This window comes from Halomonas sp. AOP25-F1-15, assembly GCF_052378675.1.
GTDB classification, from domain to species: Bacteria; Pseudomonadota; Gammaproteobacteria; order Pseudomonadales; family Halomonadaceae; genus Vreelandella; species Vreelandella casei.
The window spans coordinates 172,399-192,407 of the sequence record NZ_JBQSXV010000006.1 but is presented as its reverse complement, the minus strand read 5'-3'; the positions used below and the strand labels follow the sequence as shown (position 1 = coordinate 192,407).

The following is a 20,009-nucleotide window of genomic DNA, read 5'->3' as shown; positions in this document are numbered from 1 at the left end:
ATCGTGGCTATCGTATTGGCCCTCGTCGCCTGGCAGGGCTGGCAGCGCCTTGAGAACCAGCAGCAGCGTATTGATGAACTGACCCAGCAGACCGAAAGTAATGCATCGCAACAGTCGGTGAGCGATCTGGCGTCGCGCCTAGACGGCGGCGAAGCAGAGCGCGATGAGGCCCTGCAAGGTACGCTCAGCGAGCTGCGCGACGAATTTGGCAGCTACCGTAGCGAAGTCGATGAGACCTTGGGCCAGGTGCTGGATCAACTTTCCCAGGAGCAGGACACCGACGAGCGCGATTGGCTGCATGCCGAAGCCGCGTATCTGCTGCGCCTAGCGAATCAACGTCTGCAGTTAGAGGGCGATGTTAACGGCGCTGCTGCGCTGCTGCGCACCGCTGACGCGCGCCTTGTCGATGCGGAAAATCCCGCGTTGACGCCGGTACGCCGCGAGATTGCCAATGAGCTAGCCGCCCTTGATGGCGTACCCCAGGTTGACCGCACCGGCCTCTACTTAGCGCTGAATGCTCAGCAGGAGCAGGTTGCCAACCTGCGGCTTTCGCAAGAGATTGAAGAACGCGCAGTCACTTCCGGCATCGAACAGCCACCGACCGGTACGTTCCAGCGCCAGTTAGCACGCTTCGGTCAAGAGCTGAAAGACTTGGTGGTGATTCGCCATCACGATGAAGCGCTGGAAGCACTTGTGACGCCCGAGCAAGAGTCGTACCTGCGCCAGAGCCTGCGCTTAATCTTGGAGCAATCCCAGCTAGCGCTGCTAAAAGAAGAGCAGGACCTGTATCAGGCCAGCCTTGATAAAGCACTGGGGCTTCTGAACGACTATTACGATACCGACCGCGAAGAAACGCAAAATGTTATCGCGCGCCTTCAAGAGCTTCAGCAGACCGAGATAAAGCCGGAGCTGCCGGATATCAGCGCTTCTCAGCAGGAACTCACGCGTTTTATTGAGAACCGCCATGAAACGCGTGGCCAAAGCGGAGGTGATGCATGAGAAAGCTTGTTCTGCTGATTGTCGCTGGCCTTGCCGTCGGTGCCCTATTTGGGCAGATGATGATGGCGGTGCCCGGCTACTGGCTCATCCGCGTTGGCGATTCCTCCATACAAACCTCGTTTTGGTTTGGCCTGGTATTGCTGTTTGCCGCGTTTATTGTCCTTCATTTCGTCCTGCGCTTGCTAAGCGGCATCATTCGCCCGATGGGCCGTTTTCGCAGTTGGAACAGTCGTGCACGCAATCGCCGCGCTATGCAGCGCACTGTGCGTGGCCTCGTCGCGCTAACCGAAGGTCGTTGGAAAAAAGCCGAGAAAACCTTGGCTAACGCTGCCGATGATTCCAGTACGCCGCTGGTTAATTACCTATCAGCGGCGCTGGCCGCCCACTACCAAGGCAACCACGCTAAGTCTCAAGAGCACCTCAACCAGGCACAGCTTTCAACGCAAGGCGCGGATACGGCCGTTGGCCTAATGCAGGCGCAAATGATGATTGAGCGCCAGCAGCCCGAAGAAGCCCTGGCGATTTTGAATCGACTGGACAAAAAGCTTTCTAACCACCCGCAGGTGCTCAAGCTGCTGAAACAAGTGCATGTGAGCGTCAACGACTGGGAAGGCCTGCGGCGTTTGATTCCACGGCTGGCGGCGCAAAAGCTGATTTCTCAATCAGAGCGCGAGCAGCTAGAGTTTAAAGCTTACCGTGAGCTGATTATCTTTGAAGCCAAAAACCCAACCAACGTTGAGCGTGTGCGTGGGCTGTGGGCGGATATGCCTGACTATATGCGCGGCAATACGGAGCTTATCGCTATTTATTGCGAAGCACTGATTCAAGCCAATGAAGAGTTTATTGCCGAGCGCCTGCTTAATCATTCGCTGGACCATCACTGGGATGCACGCTTAGTAAAACGCTACGGCCTGCTGAAGGTTGACCCAGCACGACAGTTGGCAAAAGCAGAGAAATGGCTGCAAGAGCGACCTAATGATCCGGAGCTACTATTGACCTGTGGCCGGCTGTCTCTGCGCACCGGCAAATGGGAAAAAGCGCTGGAATACTTCGAAGCCAGCCAGCGCCAGCGCCCCAACGGTGAGGTATGCGCCGAGCTTGCCCGTCTTTACGCCAGTATGGGTGAACACAACAAGAGCCAGCTGTACTATCGTCACAGCGTTGAAATGCTGGCTAAATCGCTGCCCTCGCTGCCCCAGCCAAGCGATGCCAGTGATAGCCAAACCCCTGACACGAAAGTAGCTAAAAAACGCGCTTAAAGTAAGCTGCATAAAAACGGGTGCCCTTTTGGGCACCCGTTTTTATAACGAACCATTAAGATTGTAATGGCGTCGACGCTGTATTAAGAGACTGCTGTTCTGCCTCTGTGGGTACAGGCAACTCGGAGGTGCAGTGGCCGCAGCGAGTGGCTTTGATAGGCACGGTCATGAGGCAGTGCGGGCAGGGCTTCTCAACCGGGCTTTTGGGTGATTCCACCTCTTCACGCTTTAAGCGGTTAATCGTTCTTACCAGCATAAAAACAACGAAAGCCACAATCGTGAAGCTGACCACCGCATTGATAAATAGCCCAACGTTTAGGGTGACTGCTCCGGCCACCTGAGCGGCCGCCAAGGTGGGATAAGGGCCTGCAACGGCGCCCTGACTGAGCACGACAAAGAGGTTGGAGAAATCGACTCCCCCCACCAGTAGGCCGATAATAGGATTCATTACATCCTTGACGAGGCTTTGTACGATCAGCGTAAAAGCGCCGCCGATAATGATCCCCACCGCCATATCCACAACGTTACCTTTAACCGCAAACTCGCGGAACTCCTTGAAAAGCTTGGCCATTGATATCTCCTTTCATTGCTTAGCTTATTAGATTATAGCGTTTTTAGATGTAAAACCTTTTGGCTCAATGCCTTATCGAAACGACGCTTAACGTTGAAACGAACGTTTCATTCATCACTGATGCTCGCCTTACATCCACATTAATTGCCTCAGAGGCGACTTCCAGCATTCTATTTGCGACATCGATTGAATTGCTTTTAAGATTGCTTTGTCAGTATAAGTGTCATCCGTGCCAATATGCATTGTAGGCAGTAAGTATCTAGCGCAGGGACCCAGAAAAAAACGCCGGCGATATAAAACGATAATAAAAATAAAATCAATGACGTTTAGGTGATAGAGGTATAGACCATGACTATTAATCAAGTAAAAAACCCAACGACTGTAGGTCACTCGAACGTTCCGCAAACCCTCGGTTTTCTGCTGTTGGACAACTTCACGCTTATCTCTCTAGCGTCAGCGATTGAGCCCTTGCGCATGGCAAACCAGTTGGCTGGACGCGAGCTTTACCGCTGGTACACCCTTACTCAGGATGGCTCCCCGGTTCGCGCAAGTGACGGCCTGCATGTAACGCCAGATGCCTCAATGCACGCACCGCTGTCGCTGGATTGGGTGGTGGTTTGTGGCGGCGTTGCCCCTCAGCATAGTGTCAGCCGTGATCATCTACATTGGCTGCAGGCACAGTCGCGCCAGCTACGTCGCTTAGGCGCTATCTGTACGGGTAGCTGGGCGTTAGGCCAGGCAGGTCTGCTTGATCATTACGAAACCAGCATTCACTGGGAGTGCCTGGCCTCTATTCAGGAGGCATTTCCAAAGATTGTGCTGACGACACGGCTGTTCTCTATTGATCGCGACCGTTTTACCGCCTCTGGAGGCACGGCGCCGCTGGATATGATGCTCAACCTGATCGCTCACGATCATGGCAAAGAGATTTCTGCAGGCATCTCCGAGATGTTCATCTACGAGCGCATGCGTAACGAGCAGGATCAGCAGCGCGTGCCGTTAAAGCATGTGCTGGGCACGACACAGCCCAAGCTGCTGGACATCGTTGCGCTGATGGAGTCCAACCTGGAAGAGCCGCTTGAGCTCGACGAACTGGCCAGCTACGTTGGCGTCTCGCGGCGCCAGTCGGAGCGGCTTTTCCAGCGCTATCTGCACTGCTCGCCCTCCCGGTATTATCTCAAGCTGCGACTGGTGCGGGCACGTCAGTTACTCAAACAGACGCCTCTCTCAATCATCGAGATTGCCTCTGTGTGCGGCTTTGTTTCAACCCCGCATTTTTCCAAGTGCTATCGCGAGTGCTTCGGCGTTCCGCCGCGCGACGAACGCCTGGGCATTCATTCCTGCCCAAAACATCAGGAAAAATCGCCGCCACTGCTCAAGCGTTGGGGCGTAGAACCGGCGAGCAGCGAACCGGCATCAAGTGCTCTTCTGGCGCTTGCCTATGCTCAAGGTGAGCCGACCTTTGCCAGCGTACCGCTCGTCACCTGACGGGGTCTGTCATCATTGCTATCAGAGCTGCCCAAAAGGCAGCTCTTTTTCGTTAGACCCTCGGTCATATTGCGCCCCCTTTCGCGCCCTTGCCTCTTTTGTATCGCTTAACCCGCCTACTTGCCATATTTGCCACGCGTGCATTTCGCCTAATGACGCTTTTGGAATTTCCGTCGTCGTTTCCAAGAGCTGATCAGCAGCAGGGCAACGCTATGCTTCCTATATAAACAATTCTGGAGCTACGCTATGAACCCTGCTGAGTTGCACCAAGATGCCATCGTCATTGACGGCCTGATTATCGCCAAATGGAACCGCGAATTACTTGAAGACATGCGTCGTGGCGGCCTGACTGCAGCCAACTGCACTGTCTCGGTCTGGGAAGGCTTCAAGGCAACGGTCGACAATATCGTGGCGTCCAAAAAGCTAATGGCAGAGTGCAGCGACCTGGTACGCCCGGTTCGCACCACCGCCGACATTATGCGCGCCAAGAAAGAAGGCAAGACCGGTATCATCTTCGGCTTTCAGAATGCCCACGCCTTTGAAGATCAAATCGGCTACGTCGAGATCTTCAAGGAGCTCGGCGTGGGCATCGTGCAGATGTGCTACAACACCCAGAATCTGGTCGGCACCGGCTGCTACGAGCGTGACGGCGGCCTGTCTGGCTTTGGACGCGAGATCGTCGCGGAAATGAACCGCGTCGGCATGCTGTGCGATCTTTCCCACGTGGGCGCCAAGACCTCTGAAGAAGTCATCCTCGAATCCAAAAAGCCGGTGTGCTACTCGCACTGCCTGCCATCAGGCCTAAAGGAACACCCCCGCAACAAGTCCGATGCAGAGCTTAAGTTCATCGCCGACCACGGCGGCTTTGTCGGCGTGACCATGTTCACCCCGTTTCTCAAGAAAGGCGTTGATTCAACCATCGACGACTACTGTGAAGCGATCGAGTACATCATGAATATCGTGGGTGAAGACGCCATCGGCATCGGCACCGACTTCACTCAGGGCCATGACCAGAACTTCTTCGAGTGGCTGACCCATGACAAGGGCTACGCCCGTCGCCTGACCAGTTTCGGCACGATCATCAACCCCGAAGGCATCCGCACCATCGGTGAATTTCCCAATCTGACAGAAGCGCTTCTAAAGCGAGGGATGAGCGAGTCCCAGGTCAGAAAAATCATGGGCGAGAACTGGGTCAGAACCCTAAAAGACGTCTGGGGCGAATAAGGGCCTAGAAGTCCTTGAACAGCCAAACGCTCTTACAAATATAAGTTTAAGGAAGACGACCGTGACCAAGACTGCTCCCGAACTCCCCATTGAAGTCGACAGTGAAACCGGTATCTGGACGAGCGATGCCTTGCCGATGCTGTATGTCCCGCGTCACTTCTTCATCAACAACCATGTGGCCGTTGAAGAGGCGCTGGGTGCCGAAAAATATGCCGAGATTCTTTACCAGGCGGGCTACAAAAGTGCCTGGCACTGGTGTGAGAAAGAGGCCGAACTTCACGGGCTAGAAGACGTGGACGTGTTCGAGCACTACATGAAACGCCTCTCCCAGCGCGGCTGGGGCATCTTCATTACCGAAGAGATCGACCTTGATGCAGGTACCGCGCGCGTACGCCTTGAGCACAGCGCATTCGTCTACCAGATGGGCAAGGTGAATCGTAAAATCGAATACATGTTTACCGGCTGGTTTGCCGGTGCCATGGATCAGATTCTGAGTGCTCGCGACAGTACGCTGCGCACTGTTGCCGAACAGACCCAGAGTGGTGCCGAAGAAGGCCACGATAACGGTCTGTTTGTTGTCACGCCCGTGAACTGAGGATCAATGCCATGGCATTCGAGGCACTGTTCAAGCCGATCCAGATCGGCAGTCAGACCATTCGTAACCGTGTGGTCAGTACGGCCCACGCAGAGGTCTACGCCACCGATGGCGGCATGACCACGGACCGTTACGTAAAATACTACGAAGAGAAGGCCAAGGGCGGCTGTGGGCTGTGCATCTGTGGCGGCTCGTCGATTGTTTCCATCGACAGCCCCCAGGGCTGGTGGAGTTCGGTCAACCTCTCGACCGACCGCATCATCCCTCACTTCCAGAATCTAGCCGACGCTGTGCACAAGCATGGCGGCAAAATCATGATTCAGATTACCCATATGGGGCGCCGCTCGCGCTGGGATGGACACGACTGGTCGACGCTGGTGTCACCATCAGGTATCCGTGAACCGGTTCACCGTTCGACCTGCAAAACCATCGAAGAGGAAGATATCTGGCGCATCATCGGTGACTTTGCCCAGGCCGCGCGCCGGGCGAAGGAAGGCGGCCTGGATGGGGTCGAACTCTCTGCGGTGCACCAACACTTGATCGACCAGTTCTGGAGCCCGCGTGTTAACAAGCGTACCGACGAATGGGGTGGCAGCTTCGAGAACCGTATGCGCTTCGGTATGGAAGTGCTAAAGGCGGTGCGCGCCGAGGTAGGTGACGAGTTCGTGGTGGGCATGCGTATCACCGGTGACGAATTCCACCCGGATGGCCTTGATCACGAAGAAATGAAGCGGATCGCTGCCTATTATGATGCCACCGGCAAAGTCGACTTTTTCGGCGTGATCGGCTCGGGCTGCGATACCCACAACACCTTAGCCAACGTTATTCCCAACATGTCCTACCCACCGGAGCCGTTTTTGCACCTGGCGTCGGGCATAAAGGAAGTGGTCAACGTTCCGGTCATTCATGCCCAGAATATCAAGGACCCCAATCAGGCCCAGCGCATTCTTGAAGGTGGTTATGTGGACCTGGTGGGCATGACGCGTGCCCACATTGCCGACCCGCACCTTATCGCCAAGATCAAGATGGGTCAGATCGACCAGATCAAGCAGTGCGTGGGCGCCAACTACTGCATTGACCGCCAGTACCAAGGGCTCGACGTGCTGTGTATTCAGAACGCCGCGACCTCGCGTGAATACATGGGACTGCCGCATATTATTGAGAAAAGCGACGGCCCCAAACGCAAGGTGGTCATCGTGGGCGGCGGCCCTGCCGGCATGGAAGCGGCACGTATCTGCGCCGAGCGCGGCCACGACGTCACAATGTTCGAAGCACAGGAGCAGATCGGCGGCCAGATTACGCTGGCGTCAAAAGCGCCGCAGCGCGATCAGATTGCCGGTATCACGCGCTGGTACCAGCTGGAACTGACGCGCCTGGAGATTGACCTACGCCTGGGTACTCGCGCCGACGAGGACACTCTTGCAGATCTGCGTCCGGACGTAGTGATCCTGGCAACCGGCGGTCAGCCGTTTCTTTCGCAAGTGCCGGAGTGGGGCTACGACAGCGACAGCGATAAAAGCCTGGTAGTCAGCACCTGGGACATTCTCAACGGCAACGTGGCGCCCGGCAAGAATGTGCTGGTCTACGACACCATCTGCGAGTTTTCCGGCGTATCGGTGGCGGATTTCCTGGCCGACAAAGGATCAAAGGTCGAGATCGTCACCGACGATATCAAGCCGGGAGCCGCGGTAGGCGGCACCACCTTCCCAACCTATTACCGCAGCCTCTACGAGAAAGAGGTGATCATGACCTCGGACCTCGCGCTGCATAAGGTGTACCGCGAAGGTGACTCGCTGGTGGCGGTGCTTGAGAACGAGTACACCGGCGCCCAGGAAGAGCGTGTGGTCGATCAGGTCGTGGTGGAAAACGGCGTGCGCCCCGATGAAACGCTCTACTACAGCCTCAAGGAGCAGTCGCGTAACAAGGGCCAGATGGATCTCGAAGCGCTCTACGCGATCAAGCCCCAGCCCTGCCTGTCTGAAAGCGGCGATGGCTTCTTGTTGTTCCGTCTGGGTGACTGCACCGCGCCACGCAACACGCATGCGGCCATCTACGATGCGCTGCGACTGTGCAAAGACTTCTGAAACAATAACGCTGTAAGCTGAACTCATGGGTCGTAAGGCCCATGATTCAGACCTTACGGTGTCTCTGAGAGGAGAGACGCCATGCTTGATGCCCTTTTGCCGATTCTGCTTTTTTCTGCGCTACTGCTGACTGCCATCGGTGCGGTTCGCCGCGTTCGACTATGGCGCCAGGGGCGGCCCTCTCGCGTGCCCGTTTTCAAGGGGCTGATGCAGGTGCCCAGACGCTACCTGGTCGACCTACACCACGTCGTTGAGCGGGACAAGTACATTTCCCACACCCACGTGGCCACCGCCGGTGGCTTCGTGCTGGCTGCGCTGTTGGCGATTATCGTCCACGGCTTTGGCCTAGACAGCGCCATCCTTGCCTGGGTGCTCCTGGCCGCGACGACCAGCATGCTTGTGGGTAGCATTCTGGTCGCCAAGCGACGCAGTCCGCCGCCATCGCGGCTTTCTAAAGGGCCCTGGATGCGCCTGCCGAAAAGCCTGATGGCGTTCTCGGTGGGTATGTTCGTGGTCACCCTGCCCACCGCCGGCATTCTGCCGGAAGGCGTTTTCCAAAGCGGTGTGGGTTGGTTCACCGCGCTCGCACTGGCCGCGGTCATCATGTGGGGGCTGGGTGAAATGTTCTTCGGCATGACCTGGGGCGGGCCGATGAAGCATGCCTTTGCCGGCGCTCTTCACTTGGCCTTCCACCGTCGTCCCGAGCGCTTTTCAAAGCGCAACGGCGGTGAGCATCGCTCCACCGGACTCAAGCCGCTAGCACTGAATGACGACCATGCAAAACTGGGCGTTGAGATACCGGCTGACTTCACTTGGAACCAACTGCTGGGCTTTGATGCCTGTGTACAGTGCGGGCGCTGTGAAGCGGTCTGTCCCGCCTTTGCCGCCGGGCAGCCGCTCAATCCCAAGAAGCTGATTCAAGACATGGTCGTCGGCATGGCCGGCGGCAGCGATGCGAACTACGCAGGCTCCCCCTACCCCGGCAAGCCGGTGGGCGAGCACGACGGCAGCCCTCATGGCCCCATCGTCGGCCGTGACGGTGGCGCGCTGGTGGATGCCGAAACGCTATGGTCATGCACTACCTGCCGGGCCTGCGTTGAAGAGTGCCCGATGATGATCGAGCACGTGGACGCCATCGTGGACATGCGCCGCTTTCTGACCCTGGAGCACGGCAATACGCCTAACAAGGGCGCCGAAGTACTGGATAACCTGATAGCCACCGACAACCCTGGCGGGTTCGACCCCGACTCTCGCTTGCACTGGGCCGCGGATTTGAATCTGCCGCTGATGGCCGACAAGCGCGAAGCCGATGTGCTGCTGTGGCTGGGCGACGGCGTGTTTGATATGCGCAACCAGCGTACGCTGCGCGCGTTTATCAGCGTACTGCGTGCTGCGGGAGTCGACTTTGCCGTGCTGGGTAATGAAGAGCGCGACAGCGGCGATGTGGCCCGCCGCCTGGGCGATGAGGCCACGTTCCAGACCCTGGCGCGGCGCAATATCAACACTCTAAGCCAATACCGCTTCGCGCGCATCGTGACCTGCGACCCGCACAGTTTCCATGTGCTTAAAAACGAGTACGCCGATCTCGGCACCGCTGACATGCCGGCCCGGTACGACGTCTTCCACCACAGTACTTATCTCAACCAGCTGTTGGAAGACGACAAGCTCATGCTCAAGGCCTGGAAAGGTGGCAGCGTCACTTATCACGACCCCTGTTATCTAGGCCGCTATAACGGTGAATACGAAGCACCGCGCTCCGTGCTCAAGGCGTTGGGTATCGAGATTAAGGAAATGGCCCGCTCCGGCTATCGCTCCCGCTGTTGCGGTGGCGGTGGCGGCGCGCCGATTACCGACATCCCCGGCAAGCAGCGTATTCCTGATATGCGCATGGAAGACGTTCGCGAAACGGGTGCCGATCTGGTCGCAGTAGGTTGCCCGCAGTGTACTGCCATGCTGGAAGGCGTGGTTGAGCCCCGCGCCGACATCAAGGATATCGCTGAACTGGTCGCCGATGCGCTGATCATCAAAACGCCTGACGAAAAGGCGGCCCAAAGCAAGCCCGCATCAGCAGCACCGCGCACTGTCGAGGAGGTAACGCCATGAGCGAGCTTGTTCGTCGCGACCCTCGTAAGGAGTGGATCGCCCGTAACCGTCTGCACCCACAGCACCTTGAGGTGCTGGCTGAACTCGGCGGAGGCGCCGTAGCCAGTGAATGGATGGGGCCTAACGGCGTCATACGCCGCAACCCGCACGCAGTCGGCTTTATCGGGCCCAACGGCATCCGACGGGTCGACCGCAGCGGCGTTCAACAGGCGGCCCAGTCGCCGGGACGCAGTGTTGAGTCCAAGGATGCACGCCGCCCGGTGGCTATCGATACTCCAGCATTTATGGTGGCGGTAGTGCCCGATATGACCGGTGGGCGTCTTTCGTCTCACGATCGCGACTTGCTGGGCCTGGCCCGGCAGTTGGCCGATGCCGATGTGACCCAGCCCGGCGCCGTGCTGGCTATCGTCTTTGGCGAACATAAAGAAATCGCCTTTGGCGAGGCAGGCATTGATCGGTTGCTGCACCTGGAGGGCGAACGCTTCTCGGGCTACTTGCCGGAGCTTAGCGTCGCCACCTTGCAGGGGGTGGACCGTGAAACGGCGCCCCGCTACTGGCTGCTGCCTGACTCATCCATTGGCGGAGAGCTGGGGCGGCGGCTGGCCGCGAGGCTTGGCGAGCGCCCAGCCGCTCAGGTCTGGCAGGTTGAGGCCGAGACAAAAAGCGCGACAGGCTGGCGCTGTACCGCACGCGGCGCAGCGGGCAGAAACGATATTACCCGCGCCCTGCCACGTATTGTGATGGCCTTGGCCGAGTGCGCCGACCCGGTCAGCGAAACCCGCCATGCGGCTGAGCCGATCGCTCTTTCGCACGGGCTTCCCGACATGCTCAGGCGGATTGAGGACATGGGCGAAGTGGCGGTTGACCCGGCCAGCGTGTCGCTTGCTGAAGCCGAGTTTATTCTTTCCGCTGGTAACGGCGTCAAAGATTGGGACAGCTATCACCACGCCGCCGAAGTGCTCGGTGCCACTAAGGGCGCCTCACGCGTGGCGGTGGATGATGGCTTTATGCCACGGGATCGCCAAGTGGGCGCGACCGGCACCTGGGTTTCCGCCCGAGTCTATATGGCGGTGGGGATTTCCGGCGCCATCCAGCACCTTCAAGGCATTCAGAGCTGCGATAAGGTCGTGGCCATCAACCTGGATGAAGGGTGCGATATGGTCAAACGTGCTGATCTGAGCGTAATCGGCGATGCCAGTCAGGTCCTCGCGGCCCTTGTCGCGCGCATGGAGCAGTACCGCGCCGAACAGCAGGAGAATCGCGATGCCGCATGATGCCAGTAACACCAGTGTTAGCCACTCGAATGCCAGCAGCCTGAACGTGACCGTACTGGTCTCGGTAGGCCGCCACCCGCTGACTGCACGAACGCGGCGCGCTGACCAGGACGCCCGAGCGGTGGAAATGGCCCTGATGCTGACAGGCGCCTCGGTCAGCCTGCTACATGCAGGCCAACAGGACAGCGACCATGAAGAGGCCATCCGCGGCTATCTCGGCATGGGCATCGACTCGGTCGGCCTGATCGAACAGAGTCCCCAGGCCGATGTGGTACCCGCCCTGGCGAAAGCACTGCGCGAAAGCACCCCGCAGTTGGTGCTGACCGGCACCCGCGCCGAAACCGGTGAGGCCTCGGGCGTGACGCCGTACCTGTTGGCCGAGGCGCTTGGCTGGCCGATCATTACCGGCCTGGCCGCGGTCGAGAAAATCGAGCAGGGAACGGCGGTAGTGCTTCAGGCCCTACCCCGCGGCAAGCGGCGGCGCCTGCGTATTCGCTTACCGGCGATTGCCACCGTCGACAGCAGCGCGCCTCCGGCACGCCAGAGCGCGTTTGGCCCAGCCAAACGCGGCGAGCTAGCGCATCAGCAAGCGCCCAGCGAGATCGACGAAGACCTGGCCACGTGGCACATTCAGCCAGCGTGCAAGCGCCCTAAACGGCTCAAGATCGTCAAGTCGTCATCGGCGCGTGACCGCTTCAAGGCAGCAGCTGCCAAAGCCGGTAGTGGCGGCGGGCAAACGCTCAACGACGTCACCCCGGAACAGGGAGCCGAGGCGATCTTCAAGCTGCTCAAGGAAGAAGGGGTGCTGCGTTAGGCATTCTCTTCTACGTCACCTTTCACAACCGTTCAACCCGCCTAACAAGGCGGGCTGAACAGTTTGGAACTGGCCAGATTCTGCACGATGCTCGGCGTGGTCAGGAGTAACCCGTAGCGGGGGTCTTTAGCCATGGCCGAAAAATGCCCCTGCATCTTCGGCATTCCCTCTCGGGTTCAAGCCCTCCTCCTTCGGTTTTTGGTTATTTACCCACAAACCCCGGATACAGCCGCAAACGCTGCCTTTCACGATGCAGGCCGATCCCCGCGTGCACCACCAAAACGGTGATAACCACCGCCCCGCCCGCCAGCGTCGAGGCCGTAGGCTCCTCGCCCAGCCACCACCACACCCACAACGTGCCCAGCGCTGTTTCCACCAAATAGAAAAGTGCCACTTCTGTCGATGACAGATAGCGGGTAGCGCTGTTGATTAGCACCGTGGCCAGCGGCATCTGAATAAGCCCCATCACCGCGAGTACGCCGTAGCGCGGGACATCCAGCGAAAACGGCGCAGCCAAGGGCAATGCAATAGCCGCCGAAAGCAAGCCCCCGCCGGCAATCACCACGATACGGTCAATATTTGGATAACAACGCAGCACCGTCAGATTGCCCCCGATTGCCAGCGCCGCCGCCAGGGCATACAAGTTGCCCACCAGCATCCCCGTGGCGCCCTCGCCCATAAAGACCAGGCTCATGCCTAGCATGCTGATGACAATCGCCACCAGCGTTCGCAAGGCAACACGCTCGTTGAGAAAAACCCGCGAAAACAGCGCGGCGAACAGAGGCGCGGTACTAAGAATCACCACCACGTTAGCTACGTTGGCGTTCATCACCGCCAGCACGAAAAGCGCCGAAATCAGCCCAAGCAGTATTGCCGAGACCAGTGAGGCGAACGGATTGACGCGCAGCCTGACCAGCCGATTGCCTACAAGGGACAACAACCCCAGCACGCTGAACATCAAAAAACCGCGCCAGAACACGATGGTCCAGCCATCAGTATCGGCAAGGCGAATCAGCAGGCCATCAAAGCTGAGGAATATCACCCCCAGTACCACCATAAGCAAGCCGCGTTGATAAGCACTTAGCTGCATGGGTCTGACTCCTGATCGGCAAAAAAGATAACCGCCCACCGAAGGGGCGAGCGGTTAAGCGTAACAGTGGATCACTGGCTTAGGGGAGACCAGGAGATGCGCGAGTACTCCAGTTTCGCTTTGCTGCCGCCCAGGCGTATCCGCCCAAGTGGCAAACAGATCAACACGAGACAGAACACCACAAACATATTGCCTGCAATCATGAACAACCATCGACCAGCTTTTGGCAACGCCCAACGGGGTATTAGCGGCCAGTTACGGGTACACTGACAGGCCAAACGACCAACACGTGAGAGGGTGCCGTCATGATGATTGTGGAACTGATTGATGGTGACGATTTTCGAGCGCGCCTAACCGCGCTGGGTATCGATATTCCTGATGGTGCCGACCCCGATACATGTGCGCGTATCGCGGCACAGGCGCATCAGCAAAAAGCGGTTCCAGGACTCCCTGCACTGGTCCACGAACTCATGGCACAGCAAGCCATCATGCTACCGTCGGTACGCCAAGCAATTGAGCGTTTCCTGCCCTTTGAGTGATGGCTAATCAGTAATGGATAAATAGCGCCTGACAGCGGGCCCGCCAGCACGGGCCCGTTTGTTATAAAAGCGTTCTAGCCCTGGGCCAACTGTAGCGCTACGCTATCGCTGCCCAAGTTGGTGAGCATGCACTCGGCGTACCAGTCGATAAAGTCGATAACCCCAAACTCATAGGTTTGTGAATAAGGCCCCGGCTGGTAGGCCTTTGAATTGATGCCGCGCTGGTTCTCTTCCACCAGTTGGCGATCCTGATCGTTGGTGGCATCCCATACGTGGCGCATGTTTTCAGGATCGTAATCCACGCCTTCCACCGCATCCTTATGCACCAGCCATTTGGTGGTGACCATGGTTTGCTGTGGGCCGAGCGGCAACACCCGAAACACCACGGCATGATCACCCATGAAATGGTTCCAGGAGTTGGGCAGGTGCAGAATGCGCAGCGATCCCATATCCGGGCTGGTCAGCCGGCCCATGAGCTTCTGGCAGCCCGGCTTGCCGTCCATGGTCATGGAGACCACGCCATCGAGTAGCGGCGTTCTCGTCACGCGATTGCGCTTGCCAAAGCGTTTTAGCTGCCAGGGTATCTGCTCGCCGTTCCAGTCGGCCTGCTTGCGGGTTACCAGATCCTTGTACTTATCTGTCGCACGCGGGTCTTCGGTATCGTCAAACTCGATCAGCGAGTTAAGCAGCTCTGGGTGCGCGCCGTTACAGTGGTAGCACTCACGGTTGTTTTCGATGACCAGCTTCCAGTTAGCCTGCTCGATAATGCTCGACTCAGCGGCGACCTTGACGTTATCCATCTGGTACGGCTCAAGGTAATGCTCAAGGGTGACCAGAAAATCATCGATGGCCGGCGGGTTATCACTCAGGTTGATAAACACAAAGCCGCCGGCGGTACACACGCTGACGGGCTTCAAACCAAACTGATTAAGATCGAAGTCAGTGCCCATATCGCTTCCGGCAAACAGCAACCGGCCATCGAGCTCATAGGTCCACTGGTGGTAGGGGCACACCAGCTTGGCGACTTTACCCTTGTCCTTGGTGCACAGCCGTGAACCGCGGTGGCGACATACGTTATGAAACGCATGAATCTGACCTTCGCCGCCGCGCACGATAACAATCGGGTTGTCACCGATCTCTAACGTCATGAAATTGCCCTTGGCCGGGATCTCACAGGTCATGCCCGCAAATAGCCATTCCTTTTCAAAGACTTCCTGCATATCGAGCGCAAACAGGCGGGCATCGTTGTAGAACGGTTGGGGTAGAGAAAAGGCGCTCGCCCGGGACTGCAGCATATCAACCGTCGCTTCACGCATGAATGCCAGTGGGTCGTTGTGTGTGTAATCCATTGTCTTGTTCATACCAGATATCCTTTTTAACACCGCCTCCCTTACTCAGGACGGCGACAGGGTCGTTAACCAAACGTGATTGTCTTGTTGTTAAGTTGCGTAACCTGGCGATTGTGTGAAGCGCGCAGCGCTTGTTACTTATTGATGGATTGTGGTGCAGGGCTTTTGCCGTCAATTATCTGCCCACGACACTATGTGGCGTGGCGACGACGTAAGCGGAGATTTTTGATCAGCAGAAGGTGTTGCAAGGTAAGCGTGTGTCGCTAACAGGCAAGCTGGCCGCAAAGCGCGTACCCAGAATGCAGGGTAATGGTGCTGGGCCGTGCAAACAGGACGGGCCGGTGAAGGCAACCCGATAGCACAGCCATATTGAGACGACGATGACAATGAACTTCTTCAATCCCGTCACTACCCAGACCTGGACCAACGGTCGCCACCATGTGCGGTGCGTCAAGATCATTCAGGAAACCTTTGACGTTCGCACGTTCTGCTTTATGGCTGAACAGCCGGTAATGTTCTTCTTCAAGCCGGGCCAGTTTGTGACGCTGGAGCTTGAAATAGACACTCAGCCGATCATGCGCTCCTATACGATCTCAAGCTCTCCCTCAGTGCCTTATAGTTTTTCAATCACGGTCAAGCAGGTGCCAGGCGGCCATGTCTCCAACTGGCTGCACGCCAACCTCAAGGTAGGCGACGAGCTGGTAGTCCATGGCCCGGTGGGTAACTTTAACTCAATCGACTTTCCTGCCGAAAAGGTGCTGTTCCTCTCCGGCGGAGTGGGCATTACCCCACTGATGTCGATGACCCGCTGGTTCTTCGATACCAATGCCAACGTAGACGTCGAGTTTATTCACAGTGCACGGGCGCCACGTGACGTCATCTATCACCGCGAGCTAGTGCATATGTTCTCGCGTATTCCCGAGTTCAAGCTGCATATCGTGTGCGAAAAGAAAGACGATATTGGCGAGGCGTGGGCCGGCTACCGGGGCTTTCTGACCCAGCCCATGCTTGAGCTGATGGCACCGGATTTTCTGGAAAGAGAAATATTCTGCTGTGGCCCGACGCCCTATATGAACGCCATCAAGGCGATTTTACGCGCTAACAACTACGACATGGATCACTACCATGAAGAGTCGTTTGGCGCCACGCCGATGGACGTTCAGGAAGATGTCCTGGAGCTTGCCGAACAGGCCGAAGTGGCAGCCGAGCAGGCCGAGCCCGAGGACCTGATCAATATCGAATTCGCCCAATCGAACAAAAGCGTGCGTATTCAGCCAGGCGAGACGGTGCACGCGGCGGCGGCCAAGCTGGGCCTGCATATTCCCAAGGCCTGCGGTATGGGCATCTGCGGCACTTGCCGGGTGGAACTGAAATCCGGTGAAGTGGAAATGGAACACAACGGCGGCATTACCGACGAGGATATTGAAGAAGGCTACATCCTGTCCTGCTGCAGCAAACCGAAAGGCGATCTGGTGGTCGATTTCTAACGCGGCAAGCCGATGCTCTTCAAGCAGGTCTGCCAAAAGCGGATACCGACGTGCTTCGGTATCCGTTTTTTATGCCGCTAACTCACCATAAGCAGACACAAAAAAATGCTCATGGCCTTTGGCCATGAGCATTTTCAGCGTTGATTAACCGTTCTTTCGACGCTTAATTAGGCAACGCCCAGCATTCCATGGGGGTCGAGTACAAACTTGCTCGCCACGCCCGCATCGAACTGCTCGTAGCCGGTCGGTGCATCTTCAAGCGAAATAACCTGCGCATTAACGATCTCGGCAATGTTCAAGCGCCCGTGCAGGATGGCTTGCATCAGTTGGCGGTTGTACTGTACCACCGGCGTCTGGCCTGTATGGAAAGAGAGCCCCTTGGCCCAGCCCTGGCCAAAGCGCAGGCTCAGATTACCAGTTTGCGCGGCTTTCTCGGTTGCGCCCGGATCTTCGGTCACGTAAAGCCCCGGAATGCCGATGGAGCCACCCTCACGGGTAACTTCCATCATCTGGTTAAGCACCACCGCCGGCTGCTCCTTACCGCCGTGTCCGATCGCCTCAAAACCGACTGCATCAATGGCGCTGTCAACGCTGGGCTCGCCGACCACCGCGGCAATCATTTCGCCCAGACGGTCATGCTTGCTCAGATCAATCGGCACAAAACCCATCTTGCGAGCGTGCTCCAGGCGCTGCTGATTGAAGTCACCAATCATTACCACGGCCGCCCCTAACAGGCGCGCCGAGGCTGCTGCGGCTAGCCCCACCGGGCCTGCGCCGGCAACGTAAACCGTAGAACCCGCACCCACGCCGGCTTTCAAAGCGCCGTGGAAACCGGTCGGGAGAATATCGCTCAGCATGGTCAAATCGCGGATCTGAGTCATGGCCTGGTCGCGATCCGGGAACTTGAGCAGATTGAAGTCGGCGTAAGGCACCATCACGTAGTGCGCCTGCCCGCCTACCCAGCCGCCCATGTCGACATAACCGTAGGCACCGCCCGCACGATCATCGTTAACATGCAGGCAAAGGCCGGTATGACCTTCCTTGCAGGTACGGCAGCGGCCACAGGCCACGTTGAAAGGCACTGACACAATATCGCCAATGCTGAGGAATTCAACGCCCTTGCCCTTCTCGATCACCTCACCGGTGATCTCATGGCCCAGCACCATACCCGCAGGCGCCGTGGTCCGTCCGCGCACCATGTGCTGGTCGGAGCCACAAATATTCGTTGAAACCACTTTCAAAATGACGCCGTGATCAATGGGCTTGCCATTGGGCGTTTCCATTTTCGGGTAGGCGATATCCTGAACTTCGACCTTACCGTCGCCGATATAAACAACACCACGATTGTTGGACATGCGGAATCCTCTCTTCTGGGCACTGGCGCAGTCTCAAGAACGCTCTCAATAACTGCGCTGGCATCATTATTCTTGAATCGAGCTGGCGTATTTGAAGCACCTGCGAAAAGTGCTTCCGAACAAGCAGGCCAACTAAAAACATCAACCTGTTGCCGCAGCATGACGCACCCGGCCCCCCCACAATTACTCATAAGCGACGTCGAACAATAAATGGGCGACGCCTCATAAAGCCCCATAAAAAATTCAGGCCAATGTCGCAAATACGCCGAGCGGTGACGTCGGCAAGCATCTTGGGGGAAAGGCCCAACGATACTATCGCTGCAGGATAGCGTTGATCGGTGATGTGATTACCGACGCTAAAAGACTTCCGTATCGAAAAAAGCGACTAGCATGGAGACGCAGATGGCTCACAACAATTTTTCTCCCGACGCCCGCTTGGCTAACTACGACACAGCACTTGCTTCGGCAATTGCTGAAGAGACAGTGCGTCAAGAAGCCCATATCGAACTGATTGCTTCTGAGAATTACACCAGCAAACTGGTCATGGAAGCCCAGGGCACTCAGCTGACCAACAAATATGCGGAAGGCTATCCGGGCAAGCGCTATTACGGCGGCTGTGAATTCGTCGACAAGGTTGAAGCGCTGGCGATCGAGCGGGCATGTAGTCTCTTTGGCGCCAATTATGCCAACGTACAGCCCCACTCCGGCGCTCAAGCCAATGCGGCTGTGTTCATGGCGCTGGTAAGCCCCGGCGACACCATCCTGGGCATGAGTCTGGCCCACGGCGGCCACCTGACTCATGGCGCGGCGCCGAACTTCTCGGGCAAGCACTACAACGCTATCCAGTACGGCTTGGTTGAAGGCACCGGTGAGATCGACTACGAAGAAGTCGATCGTCTGGCGCGCGAGCATCAGCCGAAAATGATCATTGCTGGCTTTTCGGCCTATTCACGGGTCGTTGACTGGCGTCGTTTTCGCACCATCGCCGATGAAGTTGGTGCCTATCTGATGGTTGATATGGCCCACGTAGCCGGGCTGGTGGCCGCCGGGCTCTACCCAAGTCCGCTGCCCCACGCTCATGTCGTAACTACCACGACTCACAAGACACTGCGCGGCCCGCGCGGCGGCTTGATTCTGTCGGCCGATGGCGACGAGACGCTGTACAAAAAGCTCAACGGCGCGGTATTCCCCGGCCAGCAGGGCGGCCCGCTGATGCATGTGATCGCCGCCAAGGCCGTCGCGTTCAAGGAGGCCATGAATCAGGGTTTCGTCAACTATCAGCGCCAGGTCATCGAAAACGCCCGCACCATGGCCCGCGTCTTCGTTGAGCGCGGCTTTGACGTCGTTTCCGGCGGTACCGACGATCACCTGTTCCTGGTCTCGCTGATCAAGCAAGGCATTACCGGTAAAGATGCCGATGCGGCACTTGGGCGTGCACATATCACGGTCAACAAGAATACCGTGCCCAACGACCCGCAAAGCCCCTTCGTTACGTCGGGTCTGCGCATCGGCACGCCGGCGGTGACCACTCGCGGGATGGTAGAGGCGGACTGCGAACAGTTAGCTGGCTGGATCTGCGACATTCTGAATGTACTTACCGACCAGCAGGACACCACGGCGGTAGAAAACCAGGTGCGCGAAAATGTCTCCGATCTGTGCGCCCACTACCCGGTGTATGGCCAAGCCCAAACCACGAGTGAGCAAGTGGCCGATAGTGCAACCTCAGTCGCCTGACGATAGCCGCAGCGGGCTCCACGGAGCCGATCAAGGAGAAACTT

Annotated in this window: 17 protein-coding genes; 12 read left to right on the top strand and 5 right to left on the bottom strand. The window is 57.5% G+C overall.

The window, feature by feature from the left end:
* Positions 1-3 precede the first annotated feature (3 nt).
* Entirely contained in the window at positions 4-999 is a 996-nt protein-coding gene (locus ACT3TF_RS13125) for a uroporphyrinogen-III C-methyltransferase (RefSeq protein ID WP_255249082.1), read from the top strand.
* Positions 996-2,258 (top strand): heme biosynthesis HemY N-terminal domain-containing protein, encoded by a 1,263-nt coding sequence (locus ACT3TF_RS13120; RefSeq protein ID WP_096276999.1) that lies wholly within the window; start codon positions 996-998, stop codon positions 2,256-2,258. The genes ACT3TF_RS13125 and ACT3TF_RS13120 overlap by 4 nt, the downstream gene beginning before the upstream one ends.
* Positions 2,259-2,313: 55 nt before the next feature.
* On the opposite strand, the gene mscL is transcribed toward ACT3TF_RS13120, so the two are convergent.
* A complete protein-coding gene (gene mscL, locus ACT3TF_RS13115) occupies positions 2,314-2,829 on the bottom strand; it encodes a large-conductance mechanosensitive channel protein MscL (RefSeq protein WP_096276996.1) in 516 nt (171 codons plus the stop codon).
* A gap of 348 nt (positions 2,830-3,177) precedes the next feature.
* Here mscL and ACT3TF_RS13110 point away from each other — a divergent pair, with 348 nt between their 5' ends.
* The 7 genes from ACT3TF_RS13110 to etfB all read left to right on the top strand — a co-directional run bounded on the left by ACT3TF_RS13110 (position 3,178) and on the right by etfB (position 12,411).
* Positions 3,178-4,317 carry a GlxA family transcriptional regulator gene (locus ACT3TF_RS13110; RefSeq protein ID WP_096276994.1) on the top strand — a complete coding sequence of 380 codons (1,140 nt, stop codon included), beginning with the start codon at positions 3,178-3,180 and terminating at the stop codon, positions 4,315-4,317.
* 246 nt (positions 4,318-4,563) lie between these two features.
* Entirely contained in the window at positions 4,564-5,541 is a 978-nt protein-coding gene (locus ACT3TF_RS13105; RefSeq protein WP_096276992.1) for a dipeptidase, read from the top strand.
* Between the two features lie 61 nt (positions 5,542-5,602).
* Positions 5,603-6,136, top strand: coding sequence for a 4-vinyl reductase (locus ACT3TF_RS13100; protein ID WP_096276990.1), 534 nt, complete (start codon positions 5,603-5,605; stop codon positions 6,134-6,136).
* A gap of 11 nt (positions 6,137-6,147) precedes the next feature.
* Positions 6,148-8,220: a dimethylglycine demethylation protein DgcA gene (gene dgcA, locus ACT3TF_RS13095; RefSeq protein WP_441684457.1), complete on the top strand. Its 2,073-nt coding sequence runs from the start codon at positions 6,148-6,150 to the stop codon at positions 8,218-8,220.
* 81 nt (positions 8,221-8,301) lie between these two features.
* On the top strand, positions 8,302-10,323 hold the full coding sequence (locus tag ACT3TF_RS13090) for a (Fe-S)-binding protein (RefSeq protein ID WP_441684458.1): 2,022 nt from the start codon (positions 8,302-8,304) through the stop codon (positions 10,321-10,323).
* Positions 10,320-11,597, top strand: a complete 1,278-nt coding sequence (etfA, locus tag ACT3TF_RS13085; protein WP_441684459.1) for an electron transfer flavoprotein subunit alpha — start codon at positions 10,320-10,322, stop codon at positions 11,595-11,597. Before ACT3TF_RS13090 ends, etfA begins: the two co-directional genes overlap by 4 nt.
* Positions 11,587-12,411, top strand: a complete 825-nt coding sequence (gene etfB, locus ACT3TF_RS13080) for an electron transfer flavoprotein subunit beta (protein ID WP_444672331.1) — start codon at positions 11,587-11,589, stop codon at positions 12,409-12,411. Before etfA ends, etfB begins: the two co-directional genes overlap by 11 nt.
* 202 nt (positions 12,412-12,613) lie before the next feature.
* Here etfB and ACT3TF_RS13075 read toward each other — a convergent pair whose 3' ends face one another.
* Entirely contained in the window at positions 12,614-13,501 is an 888-nt protein-coding gene (locus ACT3TF_RS13075) for a DMT family transporter (RefSeq protein WP_441684461.1), read from the bottom strand.
* Positions 13,502-13,572: 71 nt separating this feature from the next.
* Complete coding sequence (locus tag ACT3TF_RS13070) at positions 13,573-13,689, bottom strand: BCCT family transporter (RefSeq protein ID WP_444672343.1); 117 nt, start codon at positions 13,687-13,689, stop codon at positions 13,573-13,575.
* A 117-nt stretch (positions 13,690-13,806) separates the two neighbouring features.
* Here ACT3TF_RS13070 and ACT3TF_RS13065 point away from each other — a divergent pair, with 117 nt between their 5' ends.
* A complete protein-coding gene (locus ACT3TF_RS13065; protein WP_096276978.1) occupies positions 13,807-14,040 on the top strand; it encodes a hypothetical protein in 234 nt (77 codons plus the stop codon).
* Between the two features lie 74 nt (positions 14,041-14,114).
* Here the strand turns inward: ACT3TF_RS13065 and ACT3TF_RS13060 are convergent, their stop codons facing one another.
* Positions 14,115-15,401, bottom strand: coding sequence for an aromatic ring-hydroxylating oxygenase subunit alpha (locus ACT3TF_RS13060; protein WP_441684463.1), 1,287 nt, complete (start codon positions 15,399-15,401; stop codon positions 14,115-14,117).
* 368 nt (positions 15,402-15,769) lie between these two features.
* Here ACT3TF_RS13060 and ACT3TF_RS13055 point away from each other — a divergent pair, with 368 nt between their 5' ends.
* Entirely contained in the window at positions 15,770-16,876 is a 1,107-nt protein-coding gene (locus ACT3TF_RS13055) for a hybrid-cluster NAD(P)-dependent oxidoreductase (protein WP_096276974.1), read from the top strand.
* Between the two features lie 167 nt (positions 16,877-17,043).
* Here the strand turns inward: ACT3TF_RS13055 and fdhA are convergent, their stop codons facing one another.
* On the bottom strand, positions 17,044-18,231 hold the full coding sequence (fdhA, locus tag ACT3TF_RS13050) for a formaldehyde dehydrogenase, glutathione-independent (protein ID WP_096276971.1): 1,188 nt from the start codon (positions 18,229-18,231) through the stop codon (positions 17,044-17,046).
* A 402-nt stretch (positions 18,232-18,633) separates the two neighbouring features.
* On the opposite strand from fdhA, the gene glyA reads away from it, so the two are divergent.
* On the top strand, positions 18,634-19,965 hold the full coding sequence (glyA, locus tag ACT3TF_RS13045; RefSeq protein WP_096276969.1) for a serine hydroxymethyltransferase: 1,332 nt from the start codon (positions 18,634-18,636) through the stop codon (positions 19,963-19,965).
* Positions 19,966-20,009 lie beyond the last annotated feature (44 nt).